A 24686-nucleotide genomic window follows, 5' to 3' on the forward strand; every position below is an offset into this window, starting at 1 on the left:
TAGATTACATAAGTGAGTGCTTAGAGTGTTTGTCAGGTCGTGTAAGTCGTTCTAGCGAAGTGAAATAGCATGTGCACAAAATTACAAATTACCAGTCACAAAGCTGGTGGATGGCCTGATAAACGGGAATGTATTGTAGAGGTCTTAACTTGTTTGAGCATTGTGCTTTTCAGGTAACAGCTTCAAACTATCAACTATCAACTATCAACTATCAACTATCAACTATCAAACTTCAGTTACCCAAAAGATTTAGATAACAAAATCCAGTTATTGAAAAACCTCAGATAACAAAAAGCCCCACCGAAGTGAGGCTTTATCACCAAATCTAAAACAGATTAAGCGTTAACGTGATCAACTGCGTCACGAACAAGCTTGCCTAGTTCGTCCCACTTACCTTCGTCGATAAGATTAGTTGGAACCATCCAAGTACCACCACACGCAAGTACAGAAGGGATAGATAGGTACTCATCTACATTCTTCAAGCTTACGCCGCCAGTTGGCATGAATTTAACAGGGTAAACCGCAGTAAGTGCTTTAAGCATACCAGTACCGCCAGAAGGCTCAGCAGGGAAGAACTTCAACGTGCGAAGACCCATTTCCATTGCTTGCTCAACTAGGCTTGGGTTGTTTACACCCGGTACAATTGCAACACCTTTGTCGATACAGTATTGAACAGTACGAGGGTTGAAACCTGGGCTTACGATGAAATCAACGCCTGCTTCGATAGATGCGTCAACTTGCTCGTTAGTCAGTACCGTGCCTGAACCGATTAGCATGTCTGGGAATTCTTTACGCATGATGCGAATCGCTTCGATTGCACATTCTGTACGTAGTGTGATTTCTGCACATGGCATACCGTTTTCAACAAGTGCTTTACCTAGAGGGATAGCGTCTTCAGCACGGTTGATTGCGATTACAGGGATTACTTTTAGGCTTGCTAGTTGTTCATTTAATGTAGTCATGAATTCTTTCTCACGTTAATTATGGGCTTGCTTTCAACTAAGCAAACCCTTGATTAATATATAAAGTGCGTAATTATAGAGACAAATCAGGCGTCGCTTCTAGAGGTATGATAGCACCTGGATGCTGAATCACGGTCCCTGCCACAATATGACCTGCTAATGCTGCATCGCTAGCATTACCACCACTTAAGCGTTTAGCTAAGAAGCCAGCACTGAATGAATCACCAGCTGCGGTAGTATCAACGATGTTGTCTACAGGGTTGGGTGCAACGTATCGAGCACTTTGGCTTTCAACCACTAAGCAATCTTTTGCACCACGTTTAATGATGATCTCTTTCACACCAGACTCAGACGTACGTGCAATACACTGTTCAATACTTTCGTCACCGTACAGCTCTTGTTCGTCATCGAACGTGAGTAGAGCCGTGTCCGTGTACTTAAGCATTTTCAAGTACCAAGAAATCGCTTCTTGTTGGCTTTCCCAAAGTTTAGGACGGTAGTTATTGTCGAAGAATACTTGGCCGCCTTGAGCTTTGAATTTGTCTAAGAAGTTGAATAGCTGCGTACGTCCGTTCTCAGTCAAGATAGCAAGCGTAATACCACTTAGGTAAACCGCGTCAAAAGAGAATAGCTTATCAAGTAGAGCAGGGGTGTCTGGTTGATCAAACATGAATTTCGCGGCAGCGTCACTACGCCAGTAATGGAAGCTGCGTTCACCAGTTTCATCGGTCTCGATGTAGTAAAGCCCTGGTTGTTTGTGATCAAGCTGAGCCACTAGGCTTGTGTCGATACCTTCTGCTCGCCACTTTTTCAACATGTCGACACTGAATGGATCAGTACCTAACGCTGTTACATAGCTAGTTTGGATATCTTGCTCTTTTGTTAAGCGTGACAAGTAAAGTGCAGTATTCAGCGTATCGCCACCAAAACTTTGCTTAAGCCCGTCTTGTTTCTTTTGTAGCTCAACCATGCACTCGCCAATGACCGCGATGTTTAATGATTTCATATGCTTACCTTAGCAACTGAGGTTGCGCTATTAATTATTTTAGGAAATCTTCACGCGCAGGGTTGAAGATATCAAGAAGGATGCTGTCTTGCTCTAGTGCAACTGCACCGTGCATCATGTGTTTACGAGCGAAGTAAGCATCGCCTTCTTTAAGCACTTTCTTCTCGCCGTCGATTTCAGCTTCGAAGCTACCACGAACAACATAACCGATTTGGTCGTGAATTTCGTGAGTATGAGGATGGCCAATCGCGCCCTTATCAAAACACAGGTGTACAGCCATAAGATCGTCAGTGTAAGCAACGATTTTACGCTTAATGCCGCCACCAAGTTCTTCCCATGGGTTTTCATCTAGGATAAAGAAAGAGTTCATTGTGTATCTCCTAATCTGTTTAAATCTTTTAAGTGTTACTTAACTTGCATCCATCATAAGGGAATGAGCCTAATTGTAATACAATATATCTAAATTTGTGTGATATTGATCAAGCGATACTTTATATAGCGTAAATAAATCAACAACTTAATGAATGACTGATATTTGTCATTAGTCAGCTACATCAATGACTTATAGCTAATTATGTGACTCTACTCATCATTTGGCGACGAATAGGTATAATTAAAGCTCATATTGTATTACTTTATATGGAGTTTGAAAATTTAATCAAAGTTTAAGCAGATAAACTCTTTATTGAGGGTGACAAAGAATATGACGACTAAACCAGTATTGTTGACTGAAGCTGAAATAGAGCAACTTCATCTTGAAGTGGGCCGTTCTAGCTTAATGGGCAAAACCATTGCAGCGAACGCGAAAGATCTAGAAGCATTCATGCGTTTACCTATTGATGTCCCAGGTCATGGTGAAGCTGGGGGTTACGAACATAACCGCCATAAGCAAAATTACACGTATATGAATCTAGCTGGTCGCATGTTCTTGATCACTAAAGAGCAAAAGTACGCTGACTTTGTTACAGAATTACTAGAAGAGTACGCAGACAAATATCTAACGTTTGATTACCACGTACAGAAAAACACTAACCCTACCGGTCGTTTGTTCCACCAAATCCTGAACGAACACTGCTGGTTAATGTTCTCAAGCTTAGCTTACTCTTGTGTTGCTTCAACACTGACACAAGAACAACGTGACAACATTGAGTCTCGCATTTTCGAACCAATGCTAGAAATGTTCACCGTTAAATACGCACACGACTTCGACCGTATTCATAACCACGGTATTTGGGCAGTAGCCGCAGTGGGTATCTGTGGTCTTGCTCTAGGCAAGCGCGAGTACCTTGAAATGTCAGTGTACGGCATCGACCGTAACGACACTGGCGGTTTCTTAGCGCAAGTTTCCCAACTGTTTGCACCTTCTGGTTACTACATGGAAGGTCCTTACTACCACCGTTACGCGATTCGTCCAACGTGTGTGTTCGCTGAAGTGATTCACCGCCACATGCCTGAAGTGGATATCTACAACTACAAAGGCGGTGTGATTGGCAACACAGTACAAGCGATGCTTGCGACGGCTTACCCGAACGGTGAGTTCCCGGCTCTGAATGATGCTTCTCGTACTATGGGTATCACAGATATGGGTGTTCAAGTTGCCGTTAGTGTTTACAGCAAGCATTACTCTTCTGAAAACGGCGTAGACCAAAACATTCTTGGTATGGCGAAGATTCAAGACGCAGTATGGATGCACCCATGTGGTCTTGAGTTATCTAAAGCCTACGAAGCCGCTTCTGCTGAAAAAGAAATCGGCATGCCTTTCTGGCCAAGTGTTGAGTTGAACGAAGGCCCTCAAGGTCACAACGGCGCACAAGGCTTTATCCGTATGCAGGATAAGAAAGGCGACGTTTCTCAACTTGTTATGAACTACGGCCAGCACGGCATGGGTCACGGCAACTTTGATACGTTGGGTATTTCTTTCTTCAACCGTGGTCAAGAAGTGCTGCGTGAATACGGCTTCTGTCGTTGGGTGAACGTTGAGCCAAAATTCGGCGGCCGTTACCTAGACGAAAACAAATCTTACGCTCGTCAAACGATTGCTCACAATGCCGTCACGATTGATGAAAAATGTCAGAACAACTTTGACGTTGAACGTGCAGACTCAGTACACGGTTTACCTCACTTCTTTAAAGTAGAAGACGAGCAAATCAACGGTATGAGTGCATTTGCTAACGATCACTACCAAGGCTTTGACATGCAACGCAGCGTGTTTATGCTAAACCTTGAAGAATTAGAATCTCCGCTACTATTAGACCTTTACCGTTTAGATTCTGAGAAAGGCGGTGAAGGCGAACATCAATACGACTACTCACACCAATATCAAGGTCAGATTGTTCGTACTAACTTCGAATACCAAGCAAACAAAGAGTTGAACACCCTAGGTGACGATTTCGGTTACCAACACCTATGGAACGTGGCAAGCGGTGAAGTGAAGGGCACAGCACTTGTAAGCTGGCTACAAAACAACACTTACTACACTTGGCTAGGTGCAACGTCTAACGACAATGCTGAAGTTATCTTTACTCGCACTGGCGCTAACGATCCAAGCTTCAACCTACGTTCAGAGCCTGCGTTCATTCTACGTAGCAAAGGCGAAACAACATTGTTTGCTTCTGTTGTTGAAACGCACGGTTACTTCAACGAAGAATTCGAGCAATCAGTTAATGCACGTGGTGTTGTGAAAGACATCAAAGTAGTGGCTCACACGAATATCGGTTCGGTAGTTGAGATCACCACAGAGAAATCAAACGTGACAGTGATGATCAGCAACCAACTTGGCGCGACTGACAGCACTGAACACAAAGTAGAGCTGAACGGCAAAGTATACAGCTGGACAGGCTTCTACTCAGTAGAAACAACTTTAAACCCAGAATTAGCAGAGCAGGGGAAATAATAATGAGCTATCAACCACTTTTACTTAACTTTGATGAAGCAGCAGAGCTTCGTAAAGAACTTGGCAAGGATAGCCTTTTAGGTAACGCACTGACTCGCGACATTAAACAAACTGACGCTTACATGGCGGAAGTTGGCATTGAAGTACCTGGTCACGGTGAAGGCGGCGGTTACGAGCACAACCGTCATAAGCAAAACTACATCCACATGGATCTAGCGGGTCGTTTGTTCCTTATCACTGAGGAAACAAAGTACCGTGATTACATCGTTGATATGCTAACCGCGTACGCGACGGTGTACCCAACACTTGAAAGCAACGTAAGCCGTGACTCTAACCCTCCGGGTAAGCTGTTCCACCAAACGTTGAACGAGAACATGTGGATGCTTTACGCTTCTTGTGCGTACAGCTGCATCTACCACACTATCTCTGAAGAGCAAAAGCGTCTGATCGAAGACGATCTTCTTAAGCAAATGATCGAAATGTTCGTTGTTACTTACGCACACGACTTCGATATCGTACACAACCACGGCTTATGGGCAGTGGCAGCGGTAGGTATCTGTGGTTACGCAATCAACGACCAAGAGTCTGTAGACAAAGCGCTTTACGGCCTGAAACTAGATAAAGTAAGCGGCGGTTTCTTAGCGCAACTTGACCAACTGTTCTCGCCTGACGGCTACTACATGGAAGGTCCTTACTACCACCGTTTCTCTCTACGTCCAATCTACCTGTTCGCAGAAGCGATTGAACGTCGTCAGCCTGAAGTTGGTATCTATGAATTCAATGATTCAGTGATCAAGACAACGTCTTACTCTGTATTCAAAACGGCATTCCCAGACGGTACATTGCCAGCTCTGAACGATTCATCGAAGACAATCTCTATCAACGATGAAGGCGTTATCATGGCAACGTCTGTGTGTTACCACCGTTACGAGCAGACTGAAACTCTGCTTGGTATGGCTAACCACCAACAAAACGTTTGGGTTCATGCTTCAGGTAAAACATTGTCTGACGCGGTTGATTCAGCAGACGACATCAAAGCATTCAACTGGGGTAGCCTGTTTGTAACCGACGGCCCTGAAGGTGAAAAAGGCGGCGTAAGCATCCTTCGTCACCGTGACGAGCAGGACGACGATACGATGGCGTTGATCTGGTTTGGTCAACACGGTTCTGATCACCAGTATCACTCTGCTCTAGACCACGGTCACTACGATGGATTGCACCTAAGCGTATTCAACCGTGGCCACGAAGTACTGCACGATTACGGCTTCGGTCGCTGGGTAAACGTTGAGCCTAAGTTTGGCGGTCGTTACATTCCAGAGAACAAGTCTTACTGTAAGCAGACGGTTGCTCATAACACAGTAACGGTTGATCAGAAAACGCAGAACAACTTCAACACAGCATTGGCTGAGTCTAAGTTTGGTCAGAAGCACTTCTTCGTAGCAGACGACCAGTCTCTGCAAGGCATGAGCGGCACAATTTCTGAGTACTACACAGGCGTAGACATGCAACGCAGCGTGATTCTTGCTGAACTTCCTGAGTTCGAGAAGCCACTAGTTATCGATGTATATCGCATCGAAGCTGACGCTGAGCACCAATACGACCTACCAGTTCACCACTCTGGTCAAATCATCCGTACTGACTTCGATTACAACATGGAAAAAACGCTTAAGCCATTAGGTGAAGATAACGGTTACCAACACTTATGGAACGTTGCTTCAGGCAAAGTGAACGAAGAAGGTTCTCTAGTCAGCTGGCTACATGACAGCAGCTACTACAGCCTAGTAACCAGCGCTAATGCGGGCAGCGAAGTGATTTTTGCTCGTACTGGTGCTAACGATCCAGACTTCAATCTTAAGAGTGAGCCTGCGTTCATCTTACGTCAGTCTGGTCAAAACCACGTGTTTGCTTCTGTACTAGAAACGCATGGTTACTTTAACGAGTCTATCGAAGCCTCTGTAGGCGCTCGTGGTCTAGTTAAATCAGTGTCTGTTGTGGGCCATAACAGTGTCGGGACTGTTGTTCGCATTCAGACTACTTCTGGCAACACTTACCATTATGGTATTTCAAACCAAGCTGAAGACACGCAGCAAGCAACTCACACTGTTGAGTTCGCGGGTGAGACATACTCGTGGGAAGGATCATTTGCTCAACTGTAAATGATTAATACCAATCACAGTAAGTAAGTGTTCAGAAATAGCGCAGGAAAAAAGCTTGAGAACAAGACGGAATTTTTCGATAAGTAGTTATTCTACAATCAAAAATTCTAACGAAGTTGTCGAGCTTTTTAACAAGCTAGGATGACCAGTTATTTACTACGATTGGTATAACATACATGCCGTTTAACAATGGCATGTATTGATGTGGTGCTTTGCGGGAACGAAGCATCACATTGAATTCAGTCGTGATTGCAAAATCGTTCGTTGATACCAACAACGACTGAATACATCGGGAATAAGTCAAACCGAGTAACTCACTGCGAGTTGCTCGGTTTTTTTATGCGTGTAGAAAACAGAATCGAACGGTTTGCTAGACAGGAAAAGGAACAAACAGAGAACCTGATCCGCTGAGAATAAGCGATGCATACTTGTGTTTAGACTACAGTAACTGATAGGAATAAACGGTTAGGGAGTTAGCCATGAAGTTAATGAAAGGGTTGGTATCAATACTTGCGGTGTCTTGTTCTACCTTTGTTTTTGCTAACGCTGCTTTAGCAAATGACGAGTCTGATAGCAGCGTCGAAACTGAGGAGTTCGTGCGCTATCAATATCAAGATAAGATCAGCTATGGGAAGTTAGATAAAGACTCTGTGTTGCCAATCAGTGGTGACATCTTCGGTGAATATGCAGTCGCAAAAACCTCGATTCCTCTTGAGTCAGTCGAAGTATTATTGCCTACCAAGCCTGAAAAGGTGTTTGCGGTCGGCATGAACTTCGCTAGTCACCTAGCATCACCTGCCGATGCGCCGCCACCTATGTTTCTTAAGCTTCCTTCTTCTTTAACCCTCACAGGCGAAGTGATTCAAGTGCCACCGAAAGCGAAGAACGTTCATTTTGAAGGCGAGCTGGTGGTTGTGATTGGTAAAGAGTTGAGCCGAGTCAGTGAAGAAGAGGCGGAACAAGCGATCTTTGGTGTCACTGTGGGTAACGATATTACAGAGAGAAGCTGGCAAGGCACGGATTTACAATGGTTACGAGCGAAAGCATCCGATGGCTTTGGCCCAATTGGTAATACGATTGTGCGTGGTGTCGATTATAACAACGTGCAACTGACCACACGCGTTAACGGCGAGGTTGTGCAGCAAGAAAATACGTCTTTCATGATTCACAAGCCTCGAAAAGTCGTCAGCTACTTGAGTCACTATTTTACTCTCAAGCCGGGTGATCTTATTTTTATGGGCACACAGGGCAGAACGTTTGCTTTATCCGATAAAGACCAAGTGAGTGTCACTATTGAAGGAGTAGGTACTGTCGTTAACGAAGTGCGGTTCTAAGTGTGAATTTGTCTGTAAAGTCTTAACAAACAAAAAGCCTACTCAGTGAGTAGGCTTTGATCTTATTGACTAGGGCGTGTTGACTTTTCGCGGTTAAATTTTGTTCGAGATAAAAGCGTTTTAATCGAGGCGAGGGGGAAGTCGCCTAGTCATTCTAAGCAAATCCCCCTCAACAAAGAGTAAAACGCTTTTAGCCGAACCCTTCGGGCAGCGTTTGCTGGTCATTTCTACTACGTTATCGGCTTCTCATGTAGGCTAGCTACACATCGAAGCCTCTGTCTTGTATAAATACCCAGCAACTCGCTGCAAAAATCAGCTCGAAAGGTCAACACGCCCTAAATAACCGTCTATTTGACGTTGTTTTTAGTATTTAGATAAGGGCTTTTCTTGCTTTGGCAGCCACCCATTCGGAGAAGATGACTGTCACTAGAATCGCACAGAAAATCACAGTTACTTGAGGCCAAGCCAGCATTGCCATCGACTCTTGTAATTTTAAGCCGATACCGCCAGCGCCCACCAAACCTAAGACGGTAGACTCTCGAATATTGATGTCCCAACGGAACAAGCTCGTGCCGATGAAACTTGGCATTACTTGCGGAAGAATGCCGTAGTTCAATACTTGTAGTGGAGATGCCCCCGTCGATTGGATCGCTGACATCTGCGTGACGTTCACTTCTTCAATCGCTTCGTACATCAACTTAGCTACGAAACCAATCGAGCGCAGCGCAATCGCGATAATACCTGCCAATAACCCCGGGCCGATGATAGCCACCAACAGGAGCGCCCAAATTAGCGAGTTGATCGAACGACTTGCCGCAATGATGAACAGTGCGATAGGCCTGATAAACGTTGTGCTTGGCGTTGTGTTGCGTGCAGCTAAGAATGCAACTGGAAATGCCAGTACAATTCCTAACAGTGTGCCAAGTGTTGCGATGTTAATGGTGTCCCACAAAGGACTCCAAAGTGACTCTAAATAACTCCATCTTGGTGGCCACATACGTGACGAGATATCAGCAAGTTGGTTGGGTGAATCAGTCACAAAGTACCAAATGGTGTCTTTGTTCATGACTTGCCATGCAAAAACCGTTAGCGCAACAAAGCAAAGCCAGCCAATCCAAAGCATTAGGCTCTGCTTACTGTCGTAACGCTGCCATTGGGTACGATTCATGGAGCTTGTAGAGGTGTCATTTAGCGTGCTCATTGGTCGTTCCTTACTGCACATGCTTGCGGATGATGGTCGATAGGTATTCACACAACATCACGATCACGATAATAATCAATAGAATAGCGGCCGCTGCGCTGTATTCGTAACGGTCCATGGCAGTGTTCAATGTTGCGCCGATGCCCCCTGCGCCCACAATGCCAATCACAGCAGACTCACGAAAGTTGATGTCGAGTCGGTACATCGAAAGCCCGATAAAGCGTGGCATAACCTGCGCTTGAATGGCGTAGTTCACCTGTTGTAACCAACTAGCGCCAGTTGCGCGCATTGCGGTGAGTGGTGCTGGGTCGATGGCTTCAATTTCATCGGCAAACAATTTCGCGAGAAAGCCGATGGTTGCGAATGTCAGCGTGACAAAACCCGCAAACGTACCAAAGCCAAACAGTGCCACACACAGAATCGCAACGATGATCTCTTGTAAGCTACGAGCGATCGAAATAAACGCACGGCAGAATAGATAAACAGGAGTAGGGGCAAGGTTTTTGGCTGCGCCTAATCCGAATGGGATTGAAAGAATGACACCTGCCACGGTTGACGTGAGCGTCATGGTTAAGCTCTCAATCAAACCTTGTGAGATGTTGTTCCAACGTCCGCCAAAATCTGGATTCATGAAAGCTAAAATGAACTGCCAGCCGCGCTCGCTGCCTTCGTAGATCCGAGCCCAGTTTACGTGTACCGATTGAGTCGCAAGGTATAAGTACACCGCGACGATGATGATCAAACTCCAACGCAACCATGAATTAGATATCAGTGGCGGCTTTGTCCAATGCGTCGGGTATTGTTTGGGGTTCTGTTGTGCAGACTTTAAATGCCGCTGAGCTTGTTTTGGATATGGCTGAGTCATATTGTTGCCTCAGACAAGCGAGGGTTCATGATGATCAGATCATCTTCCTCTTCTTCTGCTTGTTGGCTCCAATCTTCTTCACCGTAGATCTGTGTGAGTACGTCTTCGGTGAGCAAGTTTGGTTTGTCATCAAACACCACACAGCCAGCATTTAGGCCGACAACACGGTCGACAAACTGTTTCGCTAACTGAACGTCGTGAATATTGATGATGGCTGGGAGTTGTTGTTCTGAACAAATTTCGCTGATCAATCGCATGATCTGTCGGGCAGTGCGTGGATCGAGCGCGGCCGTAGGTTCATCAATTAATAGTAACTTTGGCTTTTGAGCGAGTGCACGTGCAATACCTACGCGTTGGCGTTGGCCACCTGATAGGGCATCAGCTCTTTTATTTGCGTGTTCTAATAATCCAACGCGGTCGAGTAGCGCATAAGCGGCTTGGATATCCGATTCTGGGAAACGACGAGTGAAGCTTTGCCAGAAATTCACGTACCCCAAACGGCCTGAAAGTACGTTTTCCATGACTGTTAAACGTTCAATCAGTGCATACTCTTGGAAAATCATCCCAATTTCACGTCGAGAATGTCTCAGTTGGCGCTTAGACCAGGTCTCTAGGTTGGTGTTGGAGAAGATAACTTCACCGCTGGTGGGCTCGGTTAGTCGATTAATACAGCGAATCAGCGTTGATTTACCCGCACCAGATGGGCCAATCAATCCAACGACTTCACCGGCATTCACCGATAAGCTAACGTTGGTCAGGGCTTTATCAGAACTGGAGTAGTGCTTAGTAAGCCCTTTAAGGGTAAGAGTAGACATAGAATTCCTATAAGGACGGTGTACTAACAGTCCGCCTGAGGCAGAAATCGGAAGCAAACCGCTGAGAGTGGTGAATAACTGCAGGCACATAAGCCTGCAGTTAGTTTTATCAATGTGTGATTGGCTTTTAGTTCGGTTGAACTTAGCTACACGTGTAAGACACTTTATTCGCGGTATCGATAGTGCGGATCACTTCCCAGTGCTCTTGGTAAGTGATCGGAACAAATTTCGCTTCACCGTTACGCTCAAATTCTTCTTGAAGCTTCGTGCCTTCCCAGTCGAAAGTGAAAAACGCTTTTTGAATCTTCTCTTGAAGCTCTGGTGTCAGGTTGTGCGCTGTGCCGTAAGCCGTTGTTGGGAAGGTCTGTGACTTGTAGATGCTCTTGATTTGACCTTCTTTCACGACTTCACGTGAAAGCATACGGTTCAATACTGAGTTAGCGACGGCTGCTGCGTCATAATCTTTGTGTGCCACACCCAAAATAGAGTTGTCGTGTGCGCCAGAGAAAGCTGGTTTGAAATCACGCTCAGGTTGAAGCTGGTATTCAGCATCCAGAATCGCAGAAGGCGCTTTGAAACCAGAGTTTGACGTTTGCGATGTGAATGCTAGGTTTTTGCCTTTTAGGTCTTCAACCTTTTCGATGCCTGAACCTGGGTGCGTGATGATTTCCATTTCGTAACCGAAAGAGCCATCTTCAGCCGCCATCATTGTGAATGGAGCAAAGCCAGCACAGTTAACTGCTAGTGGCGTTGAACCAGTGTTGAAACCTGCGATATGCAGACGACCTGAACGCATTGCTTCAATTTGAGCTGCGTTATTTTGAACAGGGAAGAAACGAACCGTTTTTTCCGTTGTTTTTTCAAGGTGGCTCAAAAACTCGCTCCACACATCAGCGTATACTGCTGGATCTTCAACTGGCGTGTAAGCAAAAATTAGCGTGTTTGGATCCACCCATTGTGATTCATCTTGAGGTACATCGGCGACCAAGTTACCAGAGCGGTCTTCGTATCGCGTATCCATCGCTAATGCAGAACCAGAAAAAATCAGCGCAGCAGTAATAGCGCTTTTAAGCGTGAGATTTGTTTTTGTCGGTTTCATTATGTCAGTCCAATTGAGTGATTTGTTGGAAGGAAGTATAGGAATCGAGGATGACAGAACCGATGCTTTTTGATGACGGATTTATGAATGGTGTAACATAATGTTTCTAGCGGAGTGGAATTAGATACTTTCTAAGTGTTTGATTAGGCGAGTAAATTAATAGCCTGTGATTCGTTTGGATTTTACTCAATTGGCTGTAGGTTGAAATACTGTTATAGTGATCCTTAAATAATACATAAACATAACATATAAAATAAGTGAACTTATGGTTACCACTTTTAATTCAATTTCGGGCTCGAAGCGCAGCCTGCACGTGCAAGTAGCTCGTGAAATCGCTCGTGGAATCTTGTCTGGCGAACTGCCACAAGGTTCTATTATTCCTGGTGAAATGGCGTTGTGTGAACAGTTTGGTATCAGCCGAACAGCACTTCGTGAAGCAGTTAAACTATTGACCTCTAAAGGTCTGTTAGAGTCCCGCCCGAAAATCGGTACTCGTGTAGTTGACCGCGCATACTGGAACTTCCTTGATCCTCAACTGATTGAATGGATGGACGGTCTAACCGACGTAGACCAATTCTGTTCACAGTTCTTAGGTCTTCGCCGTGCGATTGAACCTGAAGCGTGTGCACTGGCGGCAAAATTTGCGACGGCTGAGCAACGTATCGAGCTTTCAGAGATCTTCCAAAAGATGGTAGAAGTGGATGAAGCTGAAGTGTTTGACCAAGAACGTTGGACAGACATTGATACTCGTTTCCATAGCTTGATCTTCAATGCAACCGGTAACGACTTCTACTTGCCATTTGGCAATATTCTGACAACCATGTTCATTAACTTCATTGTGCACTCTTCTGAAGAGGGAAGCACATGTATCAATGAACACCGTAGAATCTATGAAGCTATTATGGCGGGTGACAGTGACAAGGCGAGAGTCGTGTCTGCAGCTCACTTGCAAGATGCTAACCACCGTTTGGCTACTGCGTAATAAAAACGATTTAAAGCACATCTGAGCCATCTCACATTGAGATGAGTGGCCACACACTCAGATAAACGACTTAAAAAGGTATGCCAAGTGCATGCCTTTTTTATTGTCTGTTTTTACAGGAATTGATTGTTTATTGTGTACTAAAAAGCCAGAGACTTAGGTCTCTGGCTTTGATTTTTTAAGGTTACAGGTTACAGGTTATAGCTAATAATCTAAATGCTGTGCCTTAACCGCTATCCATTGAACAAGTCGTCAACTATGGACATTGTTCAGTTTCCTTTTGTTTCTGTTTCTTCTTCATTTTTAACGTTGAATAAACAGAGAATACAGCCAACACGATAAACGCGAGTGCAATAGGGCGCTCATAAAGGAAAGACCAACTGCCATCGTACATCAGCAGTGATTTCCTCAGATTTGTTTCTGCCATTGGACCTAAAATGATCGCAAGCAGAATTGGCGAAGACGGAATATCCAGTTTAGTTAAGATAAAGCCTAACAGACCGAAGCCGATCGCAATACCCACATCAAACATCGAGTTGTTGATCGCATAAGCACCAACGATCGACAAGAAGACAATAATTGGGATCATGATGATCTTGGGTACTTCAATGATGCGGCAGAAGAAACGAATACCCAGTAAACCAATCACTAACATCACAAGATTAGCAACCAACATCGAGCTGAATACGCCATAAACCACTTCTGGGTTTTGGGCAAACAGTAGAGGCCCCGGAGTTAAGCCTTGAACAATCAATGCGCCTAGAAGAACCGCTGCCACAGCATCCCCCGGAACGCCAAGTGTTAACAATGGAACTAGCGAACCACCCGTTACACCGTTGTTTCCAGATTCGGCTGCTGCTAGACCTCGTACTGATCCTTTACCAAACTCTTCTGGATTTTTCGATGAACGTTTTGCTTCGTTGTAACAAACGAATGCCGAAATATCAGCACCAGCCCCCGGTACAGAACCGATGGTTGTTCCCATCAAGCCACTTTTTATTGCGGTTGGTAGCATTTCTTTAAGGTCGCCTTTGCTCAATAGTTTATGGTCAAACTTCGGCGCGACGACTTTCTTCTCAGAGAACAGTTTCTCAAGTTGGTTTAATGCTTCAGATAGAGCGAACAGACCAATCAAAACAGGGATGACGTTGATTCCGCTGTAGAGATCCATGATGTCAAAAGTAAACCTTGGCACACTGCTGATTGGATCGAGCCCAACGGTTGATACCAATAGTCCAATCGTACCCGCAAGTAACCCTTTAAAGATGTTGTTCGAAGAAACACTCGCAATGATAGTTAAACCAAACAGAGCAAGTGCGAAGTACTCTGGTGCATTAAAACGCAGTGCAAAGGTCGCAAGTTTAGGTGCAATGGCAATAAGGACGATAGTACTGAGTAACCCGCCAATAAATGAAGCAACAGCCGAAATACTTAATGCTCTTGCTGCTTGTCCTCTCACTGCCATGGTGTGGCCGTCGAGTACACTGGCTGCAGACGCTGGTGTCCCTGGTGTTTTAAGCAGTATTGCGGCAATTGAACCACCGTAAATGCCACCAATGTATACACCAATTAACATCACGAGGGCTGACGTCGGTTCCATGCCAAAGGTAAACGGTAGCAGAATCGCAACGCCCATCGTCGCCGTTAGGCCGGGTAGTGCGCCTAGAATTACGCCGCCCAGTACGCCAAAAACAAGGACAGGAAGCACTGCAAAACTAACAGCTGTTGCGAGACCATCGATTAGATATTCAAACATTATGACCTCCTATGACCAGGTTGCTTCAGGAAGCGCGATGTAGAACACCTCGCCAAACAAATAGTAAACCGCAAAAACAAAAACAACGGCGACAACGTAGTAGATTGGCTTCTTAACTTTGAAGTAAACGAGGTAGAACATAAATGCAATCAAACTCGCGTAAAGGTAGCCAACCACACTGATGAGTAATGCGTATCCGATAAGAAAGGCAACGCCGAAGATAGACATCTTGCTTATCATCGGTTCTTGTTGTTCTGAGACGCCTTTGAGTTTGTGTTGAATGATGAGAACAATGCAGATAGCAATCTGAGCAATCACAATCATCATCGGGAAGAATTTTGCATCAACACTTGCATCTTGATACATCGGACGATCAAACTGAGTAATCAACGCGAGTGCTATTGCGCTCAATATGATGATTATGGAAGGGAAAACGACATTCCGATTTAAGTTGGCGTTAGACATAGAATTTACCCCTAAAAAGTAAAGCAAGGGAAAGGTACAGACCGATAAAAAAGGCACAACTGATTGTTGTGCCTCTGGATGAATGTTATTGAATGAGTTCAGTAAGCGATTTTGTATCTTCGGAAACGAACGTAGTGAAGGCTTTATCGTCAAGGTTGTGGATAGTCATTGCGCCTTTTGCCATGAAAGACTTGAACTCTTCACTTGCCATTGCTTCATCAAATGCCGCACCCAGCTTCTCGATGACTGCATCCGGCGTATCTTTTGGAGCGCCGATACCACGCCATGTTCCTGTTACTACATCAATACCTTGCTCTTTCAAAGTAGGGACATCGGGAATGTACTGAATACGTTCTTCTGACATGACACCCAATGCTTTTAGTTGGCCTGAACGAAGCTGAGCGATAGCTTCACCCGGTGTTACCATGGTTACGTCTGTGTGGTGGCCGAGTACTGCAGGAATTGCTTCAGATGCACCGTTGTAAGGGATAGCATTGAGTTTAATATCTTGGTCTTTTTCAAGAGACATTAAGTAGAAGTTTGGCGCAGCGGTTGAAGCAAATTTTACGCTGCCTGGGTTTTCTTTAGCTTCTTTAATCAGATCATTAATGGTGTTGTATGGGCTATCTGCTGCAACTAATACGACCGCTGGGTCGAGGTTTACTAAGCGAATGAGTCTAAAATCGTCTGCGGTATGGCGCATCAAACCCATTTGAGGAAGCGAAGCGATTTCACGAGTGACCACTGTTAAAGTGTAACCATCAGCACGCTGCTGAGCACCAAAGCTCATACCAACGGCGCCAGCACCACCCGTGCGGTTCATGATTGAAATGTTTTGTCCTAGAATATCTTTCGCACTATTTGCAAGGGTACGGCCAACGGCATCTGTACCGCCGCCCGCGCCAAATGGGACAACTAAGCGAATGTTTTTGCTCGGGTAGTCAGCTGCAATCGACGTTGCAGAAACAAGTATGCCGGCTGCCAACATGATGGATTTCAATAATTTACTCATAGTAAGTTCCTTCTGTTTCTAATTATTAGCGATATGTTTTTGTAGGGTTTTCTGCTTTTTCTGTTTGGTATTCGTGCATTGCTAGCTGTTCAATAGCCACCGCTATCCAGCCACTGATCAGCATGTCATACCATTGTTGTACGCCACTGCAGGCAACAACCACGTTTCCGTAAACAAACGAACCATAAAACAGTAAGTCTTCGTCACGTAATGAAGATGGGTGTTGGGAATGAAGTGTTAGATTGCTTGTCGATTCACGCCATGCTTGCTGAGCTTTCTTACGAGCAAGGTGATCAAACTTGATAGTCCAGTTATCAGGGGTTCCTAAAGACTCTTCATAAAGAATGGCGTCTTCGAAAGAGGCTTCCCAAGGCTTGAGGTGCGGATTCATAACGACAATATACAGTTCTTTTCTATTGGTTCTTTCAAACAGCTTGTCGATAGAAGGTTTAACGATATCGATAGCGTCTTGAGTGATATCTTTCATTGAGCGCATGCCACATGTCCTTATGTCTGGTTAGACATATAGAATATTGTATGACAATAATTCTTCAATTAACGAAAGCTTGGAAGCGCGTAGCGATCACAACCGGAACTCTTCTAACTAGACTTCGATCTTGTTTTAACCGTATTGTTTCGGAAATAGTGTGATTCTGGTCTTTTATTGAGCTGGAAATAAATGCACTCAGCGCCAGCTTATTTTGTCTTATTTATTAGATATAAACTCATCATCATATGGTCACCATTCTATTAATTCATATAGGCGAAAATTTTGGCGTGATAACAGAGCATCCTATAAAACCATGGGATACATACGAACATGTAAGCGAACTAATCTGTTTGTTTTTAGGAAGTGTGTTGCACTGTTTTGGTTCAATCATTTTCCCATATTTCTTAAGCTATTCATGTTGCTCAATACCCCCTAATCTTTGCACGCTCTCTTTATCACTCTCAGAGACAGCATGTTAAATTTCCTCTCTTAACTCATCAGGATATGGTCAAAATAATCATTCGATTGAGGTGATTTCTCATCCATTTGTATTTAGATCTAAAGATAAGAGCACTACACAAATTTGAATTGAATTCTAACTAGATTAACTTGTCAATTTTTTAAAAGACACTGGTTTATTGTGTGATTAATGGTCTTAATTGTCCTTTAGCTTGGCTTTGATTATTTTTGAGGATTTTATATTTATATGTATTTTGTTGCATTTTTAATTTAGTGCGTAAAGTCCCACTGTTTTATGTAAGTGACTGATTTTAAATAATTATTTTGTTTGTTTCTTTTAGGGGTGAAATTTTTATCTAAAATATCAGTAATTACCTTGATTAATTGGCCATATTCCATCCTATGTCATATATATAATTAACTTAATCAATCAAAATAAGATCACCATCACTTATTTGGATTATTGTACTACAAATAAATGGTCGAATTTCCTATAGTCCTCGTAACAAATTATAACGGACAAAGGATACACGATGGAACTCAACACGATTATTGTCGGCATTTATTTCCTATTCTTGATTGCGATAGGTTGGATGTTTAGAACATTTACAAGTACTACTAGTGACTACTTCCGCGGGGGCGGTAACATGTTGTGGTGGATGGTTGGTGCAACCGCCTTTATGACCCAGTTTAGTGCATGGACATTCACCGGTGCGGCAGGTAAAGCGTATAACGATGGTTTTGCTGTTGCGGTCATCTTCGTAGCCAACGCATTTGGTTACTTCATGAACTACGCATACTTCGCGCCGAAATTCCGTCAACTTCGTGTTGTTACCGTAATTGAAGCGATTCGTATGCGTTTCGGCGCAACCAACGAACAAGTATTCACTTGGTCTTCAATGCCGAACTCAGTGGTATCTGCGGGTGTGTGGTTAAACGCATTAGCAATCATCGCTTCGGGTATCTTCGGTTTCGACATGAACATGACTATCTGGGTGACTGGCCTAGTGGTATTGGCAATGTCGGTAACAGGTGGTTCATGGGCGGTAATTGCATCTGACTTCATGCAGATGGTTATCATCATGGCGGTAACGGTAACTTGTGCGGTTGTAGCGGTTGTTCAAGGTGGCGGTGTTGGTGAGATTGTTAACAACTTCCCAGTACAAGATGGTGGTTCGTTCCTTTGGGGCAACAACATCAACTACCTAAGCATCTTCACGATTTGGGCATTCTTCATCTTCGTTAAGCAGTTCTCTATTACTAACAACATGCTTAACTCATACCGTTACCTAGCGGCTAAAGACTCAAAGAACGCTAAGAAAGCTGCACTGCTTGCTTGTGTGTTGATGTTGTGTGGTGTGTTTATTTGGTTCATGCCTTCTTGGTTCATTGCAGGCCAAGGTGTCGATTTATCAGCGGCTTACCCGAATGCAGGTAAAAAAGCGGGTGACTTTGCTTACCTATACTTTGTACAAGAATACATGCCAGCAGGTATGGTTGGTCTATTAGTTGCCGCGATGTTTGCCGCGACAATGTCTTCAATGGATTCTGGTCTAAACCGTAACTCAGGTATCTTCGTTAAGAACTTCTACGAAACAATCGTTCGTAAAGGTCAAGCATCAGAGAAAGAGTTAGTAACCGTATCTAAAATTACTTCAGCGGTATTTGGCTTCGCTATTATCCTTATCGCACAGTTCATCAACTCGCTTAAAGGTTTGAGCCTGTTTGATACGATGATGTACGTAGGTGCGTTAATCGGTTTCCCTATGACGATTCCTGCATTCCTTGGCTTCTTTATTAAGAAGACTCCGGACTGGGCTGGTTGGGGTACGTTAGTTGTTGGTGGTATCGTATCTTATGTGGTTGGTTTTGTTATCGACGCAGAGATGGTAGCAGCGGTGTTTGGTCTTGATACTCTAACAGGACGTGAATGGTCTGATGTTAAAGTTGCGATTGGTCTCATTGCTCACATCACGCTAACCGGTGGCTTCTTCGTACTATCTACAATGTTCTACAAGCCTCTATCAAAAGAACGTCAAGCGGATGTTGATAAGTTCTTTGGCAACTTAGAAACACCATTAGTCGCTGAATCGGCAGAGCAAAAAGTGTTGGATAACAAACAACGTCAAATGCTTGGTAAACTGATTGCGGTAGCGGGTGTTGGTATTATGCTGATGGCTCTTCTGACTAACCCAATGTGGGGGCGTTTAGTCTTCATCCTATGTGGTGTGATAGTGGGTGGTGTCGGTATTCTACTTGTGAAAGCGGTCGATGACGGCGGCAAGCAAGCTAAAGTTGTAACTGAAAGCTAATATATAGCGAACACTTAGATAGAATGCGACGACTCGAAAGGGCGTCGCATTTTTGCTTTGTGAAGCGAGTAAACGTGTCAGCCTTACAACATCAGACCTAAATCACGAAAACTGTAAAAAATTGTACGATTGAATCGAAATACGTTCAATTGTCCTACAATAAGACGTATATTATTGCTAATTCCTTTCAATCAACTTGAAAAATAAGTGAGTTAGAATGAGCGACCAAAAATCTCTTGATGCAATCAGGAAGATGAAGCTGGAAAATGATACTTCAGCAGGTAATCTTGTAGACCTACTCCCTATCGAAGTTCAAACACGTGACTTCGACCTATCATTTCTAGACACCTTGAGCGAAGCACGTCCGCGTCTTCTTGTTCAAGCTGACCAGTTAGAAGAATTCAAAGCGAAAGTGAAAGCTGATGAAGCTCACTGCATGTTTGATGACTTCTACAATAACTCTACTGTTAAGTTCCTTGAGACTGCTCCTTTTGAAGAGCCTCAAGCGTACCCAGCTGAGACGGTAGGTAAAGCTTCTTTATGGCGTCCTTATTGGCGTCAAATGTACGTTGATTGCCAAATGGCACTGAACGCGACACGTAACCTAGCGATTGCTGGTGTTGTGAAAGAAGACGAAGCGCTCATTGCGAAAGCAAAAGCTTGGACTCTAAAACTGTCTACGTACGATCCAGAAGGCGTGACTTCTCGTGGCTATAACGATGAAGCGGCTTTCCGTGTTATCGCTGCTATGGCTTGGGGTTACGACTGGCTACACGGCTACTTCACAGATGAAGAACGTCAGCAAGTTCAAGATGCTTTGATTGAGCGTCTCGACGAAATCATGCACCACCTGAAAGTGACGGTTGATCTATTAAACAACCCGCTGAACAGCCACGGTGTTCGTTCTATCTCTTCTGCTATCATCCCAACGTGTATCGCGCTTTACCACGATCACCCGAAAGCAGGCGAGTACATCGCATACGCTCTAGAGTATTACGCAGTACACTACCCACCATGGGGCGGTGTAGACGGCGGTTGGGCTGAAGGTCCAGACTACTGGAACACACAAACTGCATTCCTAGGCGAAGCATTCGACCTATTGAAAGCATACTGTGGCGTAGACATGTTTAACAAAACATTCTACGAAAACACAGGTGACTTCCCACTTTACTGCATGCCTGTTCACTCTAAGCGCGCAAGCTTCTGTGACCAGTCTTCAATCGGTGATTTCCCAGGTTTAAAACTGGCTTACAACATCAAGCACTACGCAGGTGTTAACCAGAAGCCAGAGTACGTTTGGTACTACAACCAACTGAAAGGCCGTGATACTGAAGCACACACCAAATTCTACAACTTTGGTTGGTGGGACTTCGGCTACGACGATCTTCGTTTCAACTTCCTTTGGGATGCACCTGAAGAGAAAGCACCGTCAAACGATCCACTGTTGAAAGTATTCCCAATCACGGGTTGGGCTGCATTCCACAACAAGATGACTGAGCGTGATAACCATATTCACATGGTATTCAAATGTTCTCCGTTTGGCTCAATCAGCCACTCTCACGGTGACCAAAACGCATTTACGTTGCACGCATTCGGTGAAACGCTAGCGTCAGTAACAGGTTACTACGGTGGTTTCGGTGTAGACATGCACACTAAGTGGCGTCGTCAAACGTTCTCTAAAAACCTTCCACTATTCGGTGGTAAAGGTCAGTACGGCGAGAACAAGAACACAGGCTACGAAAACCACCAAGATCGCTTCTGTATCGAAGCGGGCGGCACTATCTCTGACTTCGACACAGAATCTGATGTGAAGATGGTTGAAGGTGATGCAACGGCATCTTACAAGTACTTCGTTCCTGAAATTGAATCTTACAAGCGTAAAGTCTGGTTCGTTCAAGGTAAAGTATTCGTAATGCAAGACAAGACAACGCTTTCTGAAGAGAAAGACATGACTTGGCTAATGCACACAACTTTCGCAAACGAAGTGGCAGACAAGTCTTTCACTATCCGCGGCGAAGTTGCACACCTAGACGTAAACTTCATCAACGAGTCTGCTGATCACATCACTTCAGTTAAGAACGTTGAAGGCTTCGGCGAAGTTGACCCATACGAGTTTAAAGATCTTGAGATCCACCGTCACGTTGAAGTGGAATTCAAGCCATCGAAAGAGCACAACATCCTGACGCTTCTCGTTCCTAATAAGAACGAAGGCGAGCAAGTTGAAGTGTCTCATAAGCTTGAAGGCAACACGCTACTGCTCAATGTTGACGGTGAAACGGTTTCAATCGAACTGTAATCCGCTGAAGTAACAGAAGCTAGATACCAAAAACTCCGAGTGAAAGCTCGGAGTTTTTTTGTTTTCCTAGTTAGTTAGTTGGATAGCTAGTTGGTGGAAGAGTTGGTTAAGTTGGTAAACCCATCAGGTTGCGAGAAAACTTGATTGGCTAAAGATAAATAGCTTCTCGATGCTAAGTCAGTGGCTCAAGGGCTGAATCTGGACACTGATGCACACAAAGACCGGGCATGTACTTAGCCATTATGCTGAATGAAATATGCAGAAGTCGTATAAGAGACTCGCATGTATCGCACTGTTAGAAGAATAGGGCGCCAACGCCTGTTTCCTAGAAATTGTTATGACTTACTTTTCCGTGAACAGTCTAATCACTGGCTGAGTAAGGGAGGAGTGAACTATACATAGATAAAGGCGTAGCTTGTTTTTACTAATCGTATGACATTTAACGTACGTTATTTCATCAATAGACGGTTTTTTAAGTGGTAAATAGTTCCTGTAAGTACAAAGCGTGACCCATATTTTCTCGTAAAGTGAACCCCCGTCACAACTTGCATCGAACCATCAAATCAATGCCCTAAAACTATTGCGTAACGAGAAAGACGTAGTTATTATAATGAGCATATAATCATACAATACTATATTTGGAGTTTGAACATGACTAAACCTGTAATCGGTTTCATTGGCCTAGGTCTTATGGGCGGCAACATGGTTGAAAACCTACAAAAGCGCGGCTACCACGTAAACGTAATGGATCTAAGCGCTGAAGCTGTTGCTCGCGTTACAGATCGCGGCAATGCGACTGCATTCACTTCTGCTAAAGAACTAGCTGCTGCAAGTGACATCGTTCAGTTTTGTCTTACAACTTCAGCTGTTGTTGAAAAAATCGTTTACGGCGAAGACGGCGTTCTAGCGGGCATCAAAGAAGGCGCAGTACTAGTAGACTTCGGTACTTCTATCCCTGCTTCTACTAAGAAAATCGGCGCAGCTCTTGCTGAAAAAGGCGCGGGCATGATCGACGCACCTCTAGGTCGTACTCCTGCACACGCTAAAGATGGTCTTCTGAACATCATGGCTGCTGGCGACATGGAAACTTTCAACAAAGTTAAACCTGTTCTTGAAGAGCAAGGCGAAAACGTATTCCACCTAGGCGCTCTAGGTTCTGGTCACGTAACTAAGCTTGTAAACAACTTCATGGGCATGACGACTGTTGCAACTATGTCTCAAGCTTTCGCTGTTGCTCAACGCGCTGGTGTTGATGGTCAACAACTGTTTGACATCATGTCTGCAGGTCCATCTAACTCTCCGTTCATGCAATTCTGTAAGTTCTACGCAGTAGACGGCGAAGAGAAGCTAGGTTTCTCTGTTGCTAACGCTAACAAAGACCTTGGTTACTTCCTTGCTCTTTGTGAAGAGCTAGGTACTGAGTCTCTAATCGCTCAAGGTACTGCAACAAGCCTACAAGCTGCTGTTGATGCAGGCATGGGTAACAACGATGTACCAGTAATCTTCGACTACTTCGCTAAACTAGAGAAGTAATCGACGTACGACCTCGCTAGGGTATTGTCTGTCTTTTAGGCGGCGATACCTCAGCGAGGTTCGTTTTTATCTACACCAGGTCTTATTTACAAGCCCGTTTTATCTCAAATTCCGCTTTATCTGCAACTACAATTCCCAGCTTACTCCCACGGTTTCACTCTTTTTCGTAAATCCCGTTACCATCTGCATTATTCTTCTAGCTCTACTTTTTTGCTTCCTGTTGTTCTATCTAATCAAAACTCTACCTGTTTCGACTTTCATTTAATCTCGATTTTCAATGCTGCAAAGCTGCTTGCTAACACTCAATGCCTCTAGGAATTCTTTGTTCTAGACGCGCTTTGTTAGGCATCAGCTGATTCTCTATTCTCACATGCTCAAATATCTAATACCGTCACTACTGCGCGATAGTTTGTAGCGTAGATCGATAACCAAAACCCGAAGCAATAATAACAAAGTAAAAAAAGCCCACACAGCTGGTGACTGTGTGGGCGTATTCGGACTAGCCGTCTGGAAAAACCAATGAACAAGACAAGTGAAATAACGATTAACGAGATCCCCCGACAGTTTCTGCATTAAACGTGTTCAATGACCTTAAAGCGAGTTGCTTCAATTACCACTTTGAATTGCACAAAAGCATCCAGAAAGAACTTAAGTTATGATTCAAATACACCATACATCAGGGGGTTATTGTATTACAAATAAATCTGGGGATTGAATGCCTTTAGTGAATGGTTGGTTAGTGAAAATGTGATTTAATGCTCACTTTTCTAGTCAGCGAATCGAGATTGATATGAATAATTTAAGTAGAGGCATTATCGGCGAAGTTGTTGTTCTGTTATTCAAAAATCGATCATTTTTAGTGATTTACTTATTCTTTCCCAATCGCGTTAAAAGTCCAGATTCATAAATGATACCTATGTCACAGGGTGGTTTTAGCCAGTTTTAATATATCAATATCGCTCACAGAAAGTGCAATTAATTAAACATACAATATTAATTAAATCGATGGTTGTGACGATGGATCGGCATGAACAAGTTTCGCTTCCCGTA

General features: G+C 44.1%; 18 protein-coding genes. 7 read left to right on the forward strand and 11 right to left on the reverse strand.

Going from position 1 to position 24686, the window contains the following annotated elements; all coding sequences use genetic code 11:
• Positions 1–335: 335 nt before the first annotated feature.
• The 3 genes from BCT49_RS18545 to BCT49_RS18555 form a co-directional block, all read right to left on the reverse strand.
• Positions 336–962 carry a bifunctional 4-hydroxy-2-oxoglutarate aldolase/2-dehydro-3-deoxy-phosphogluconate aldolase gene (locus BCT49_RS18545; protein WP_017110887.1) on the reverse strand — a complete coding sequence of 209 codons (627 nt, stop codon included), beginning with the start codon at positions 960–962 and terminating at the stop codon, positions 336–338.
• Between the two features lie 73 nt (positions 963–1035).
• Complete coding sequence (locus BCT49_RS18550; protein WP_102437322.1) at positions 1036–1968, reverse strand: sugar kinase; 933 nt, start codon at positions 1966–1968, stop codon at positions 1036–1038.
• 34 nt (positions 1969–2002) lie between these two features.
• On the reverse strand, positions 2003–2338 hold the full coding sequence (locus BCT49_RS18555) for a cupin domain-containing protein (RefSeq protein ID WP_004733502.1): 336 nt from the start codon (positions 2336–2338) through the stop codon (positions 2003–2005).
• A gap of 333 nt (positions 2339–2671) precedes the next feature.
• Between BCT49_RS18555 and BCT49_RS18560 the strand changes: the two genes are divergently transcribed.
• From BCT49_RS18560 to BCT49_RS18570, 3 genes are all read left to right on the forward strand, one after another.
• Entirely contained in the window at positions 2672–4861 is a 2190-nt protein-coding gene (locus BCT49_RS18560; protein WP_102437324.1) for a heparinase II/III domain-containing protein, read from the forward strand.
• Between the two features lie 2 nt (positions 4862–4863).
• Positions 4864–7017 carry a heparinase II/III domain-containing protein gene (locus BCT49_RS18565; protein WP_017080993.1) on the forward strand — a complete coding sequence of 718 codons (2154 nt, stop codon included), beginning with the start codon at positions 4864–4866 and terminating at the stop codon, positions 7015–7017.
• A 479-nt stretch (positions 7018–7496) separates the two neighbouring features.
• Positions 7497–8351 (forward strand): fumarylacetoacetate hydrolase family protein, encoded by an 855-nt coding sequence (locus tag BCT49_RS18570; RefSeq protein ID WP_102437326.1) that lies wholly within the window; start codon positions 7497–7499, stop codon positions 8349–8351.
• A gap of 370 nt (positions 8352–8721) precedes the next feature.
• Here BCT49_RS18570 and phnE (BCT49_RS18580) read toward each other — a convergent pair whose 3' ends face one another.
• The 4 genes from phnE (BCT49_RS18580) to phnD all read right to left on the reverse strand — a co-directional run bounded on the left by phnE (BCT49_RS18580) (position 8722) and on the right by phnD (position 12331).
• Positions 8722–9552, reverse strand: coding sequence for a phosphonate ABC transporter, permease protein PhnE (gene phnE / locus BCT49_RS18580; protein ID WP_198595879.1), 831 nt, complete (start codon positions 9550–9552; stop codon positions 8722–8724).
• Between the two features lie 10 nt (positions 9553–9562).
• Positions 9563–10417, reverse strand: coding sequence for a phosphonate ABC transporter, permease protein PhnE (phnE, locus tag BCT49_RS18585; protein WP_241908102.1), 855 nt, complete (start codon positions 10415–10417; stop codon positions 9563–9565).
• On the reverse strand, positions 10414–11232 hold the full coding sequence (gene phnC, locus BCT49_RS18590) for a phosphonate ABC transporter ATP-binding protein (protein ID WP_102437328.1): 819 nt from the start codon (positions 11230–11232) through the stop codon (positions 10414–10416). The genes phnE (BCT49_RS18585) and phnC overlap by 4 nt, the downstream gene beginning before the upstream one ends.
• Positions 11233–11374: 142 nt before the next feature.
• Complete coding sequence (gene phnD, locus BCT49_RS18595) at positions 11375–12331, reverse strand: phosphate/phosphite/phosphonate ABC transporter substrate-binding protein (RefSeq protein ID WP_061021537.1); 957 nt, start codon at positions 12329–12331, stop codon at positions 11375–11377.
• A 265-nt stretch (positions 12332–12596) separates the two neighbouring features.
• On the opposite strand from phnD, the gene BCT49_RS18600 reads away from it, so the two are divergent.
• Positions 12597–13313 carry a FadR/GntR family transcriptional regulator gene (locus BCT49_RS18600; protein ID WP_017090781.1) on the forward strand — a complete coding sequence of 239 codons (717 nt, stop codon included), beginning with the start codon at positions 12597–12599 and terminating at the stop codon, positions 13311–13313.
• Positions 13314–13569: 256 nt separating this feature from the next.
• On the opposite strand, the gene BCT49_RS18605 is transcribed toward BCT49_RS18600, so the two are convergent.
• The 4 genes from BCT49_RS18605 to BCT49_RS18620 all read right to left on the reverse strand — a co-directional run bounded on the left by BCT49_RS18605 (position 13570) and on the right by BCT49_RS18620 (position 17042).
• Positions 13570–15069 carry a tripartite tricarboxylate transporter permease gene (locus BCT49_RS18605; RefSeq protein WP_017077174.1) on the reverse strand — a complete coding sequence of 500 codons (1500 nt, stop codon included), beginning with the start codon at positions 15067–15069 and terminating at the stop codon, positions 13570–13572.
• 9 nt (positions 15070–15078) lie between these two features.
• The gene (locus tag BCT49_RS18610) at positions 15079–15534 is read right to left on the reverse strand and encodes a tripartite tricarboxylate transporter TctB family protein (protein WP_102437330.1); all 456 of its coding nucleotides are present in this window, start codon (positions 15532–15534) and stop codon (positions 15079–15081) included.
• Between the two features lie 85 nt (positions 15535–15619).
• Positions 15620–16546 carry a tripartite tricarboxylate transporter substrate binding protein gene (locus tag BCT49_RS18615; RefSeq protein ID WP_017080996.1) on the reverse strand — a complete coding sequence of 309 codons (927 nt, stop codon included), beginning with the start codon at positions 16544–16546 and terminating at the stop codon, positions 15620–15622.
• Positions 16547–16571: 25 nt separating this feature from the next.
• On the reverse strand, positions 16572–17042 hold the full coding sequence (locus tag BCT49_RS18620) for a hypothetical protein (protein WP_102437332.1): 471 nt from the start codon (positions 17040–17042) through the stop codon (positions 16572–16574).
• Positions 17043–18028: 986 nt separating this feature from the next.
• On the opposite strand from BCT49_RS18620, the gene BCT49_RS18625 reads away from it, so the two are divergent.
• From BCT49_RS18625 to BCT49_RS18635, 3 genes are all read left to right on the forward strand, one after another.
• A complete protein-coding gene (locus BCT49_RS18625) occupies positions 18029–19807 on the forward strand; it encodes a sodium:solute symporter family transporter (protein WP_102437334.1) in 1779 nt (592 codons plus the stop codon).
• A gap of 217 nt (positions 19808–20024) precedes the next feature.
• Positions 20025–22103 carry a DUF4962 domain-containing protein gene (locus BCT49_RS18630; RefSeq protein ID WP_102437336.1) on the forward strand — a complete coding sequence of 693 codons (2079 nt, stop codon included), beginning with the start codon at positions 20025–20027 and terminating at the stop codon, positions 22101–22103.
• Between the two features lie 651 nt (positions 22104–22754).
• The gene (locus BCT49_RS18635) at positions 22755–23636 is read left to right on the forward strand and encodes an NAD(P)-dependent oxidoreductase (protein WP_004733521.1); all 882 of its coding nucleotides are present in this window, start codon (positions 22755–22757) and stop codon (positions 23634–23636) included.
• Positions 23637–24686 lie beyond the last annotated feature (1050 nt).

The organism is Vibrio lentus (assembly GCF_002875945.1).
Classification (GTDB): Bacteria; Pseudomonadota; Gammaproteobacteria; order Enterobacterales; family Vibrionaceae; genus Vibrio; species Vibrio apostichopi.

Excerpts from the sequence above, each read along its gene's own strand:
- BCT49_RS18545 (WP_017110887.1), bottom strand. The coding sequence starts at position 962 with ATGACTACATTAAATGAACAACTAGCAAGCCTAAAAGTAATCCCTGTA.
- BCT49_RS18550 (WP_102437322.1), bottom strand. The coding sequence starts at position 1,968 with ATGAAATCATTAAACATCGCGGTCATTGGCGAGTGCATGGTTGAGCTA.
- BCT49_RS18555 (WP_004733502.1), bottom strand. The coding sequence starts at position 2,338 with ATGAACTCTTTCTTTATCCTAGATGAAAACCCATGGGAAGAACTTGGT.
- BCT49_RS18560 (WP_102437324.1), top strand. The coding sequence starts at position 2,672 with ATGACGACTAAACCAGTATTGTTGACTGAAGCTGAAATAGAGCAACTT.
- BCT49_RS18565 (WP_017080993.1), top strand. The coding sequence starts at position 4,864 with ATGAGCTATCAACCACTTTTACTTAACTTTGATGAAGCAGCAGAGCTT.
- BCT49_RS18570 (WP_102437326.1), top strand. The coding sequence starts at position 7,497 with ATGAAGTTAATGAAAGGGTTGGTATCAATACTTGCGGTGTCTTGTTCT.
- phnE (WP_198595879.1), bottom strand. The coding sequence starts at position 9,552 with ATGAGCACGCTAAATGACACCTCTACAAGCTCCATGAATCGTACCCAA.
- phnE (WP_241908102.1), bottom strand. The coding sequence starts at position 10,417 with ATGACTCAGCCATATCCAAAACAAGCTCAGCGGCATTTAAAGTCTGCA.
- phnC (WP_102437328.1), bottom strand. The coding sequence starts at position 11,232 with ATGTCTACTCTTACCCTTAAAGGGCTTACTAAGCACTACTCCAGTTCT.
- phnD (WP_061021537.1), bottom strand. The coding sequence starts at position 12,331 with ATGAAACCGACAAAAACAAATCTCACGCTTAAAAGCGCTATTACTGCT.
- BCT49_RS18600 (WP_017090781.1), top strand. The coding sequence starts at position 12,597 with ATGGTTACCACTTTTAATTCAATTTCGGGCTCGAAGCGCAGCCTGCAC.
- BCT49_RS18605 (WP_017077174.1), bottom strand. The coding sequence starts at position 15,069 with ATGTTTGAATATCTAATCGATGGTCTCGCAACAGCTGTTAGTTTTGCA.
- BCT49_RS18610 (WP_102437330.1), bottom strand. The coding sequence starts at position 15,534 with ATGTCTAACGCCAACTTAAATCGGAATGTCGTTTTCCCTTCCATAATC.
- BCT49_RS18615 (WP_017080996.1), bottom strand. The coding sequence starts at position 16,546 with ATGAGTAAATTATTGAAATCCATCATGTTGGCAGCCGGCATACTTGTT.
- BCT49_RS18620 (WP_102437332.1), bottom strand. The coding sequence starts at position 17,042 with ATGCGCTCAATGAAAGATATCACTCAAGACGCTATCGATATCGTTAAA.
- BCT49_RS18625 (WP_102437334.1), top strand. The coding sequence starts at position 18,029 with ATGGAACTCAACACGATTATTGTCGGCATTTATTTCCTATTCTTGATT.
- BCT49_RS18630 (WP_102437336.1), top strand. The coding sequence starts at position 20,025 with ATGAGCGACCAAAAATCTCTTGATGCAATCAGGAAGATGAAGCTGGAA.
- BCT49_RS18635 (WP_004733521.1), top strand. The coding sequence starts at position 22,755 with ATGACTAAACCTGTAATCGGTTTCATTGGCCTAGGTCTTATGGGCGGC.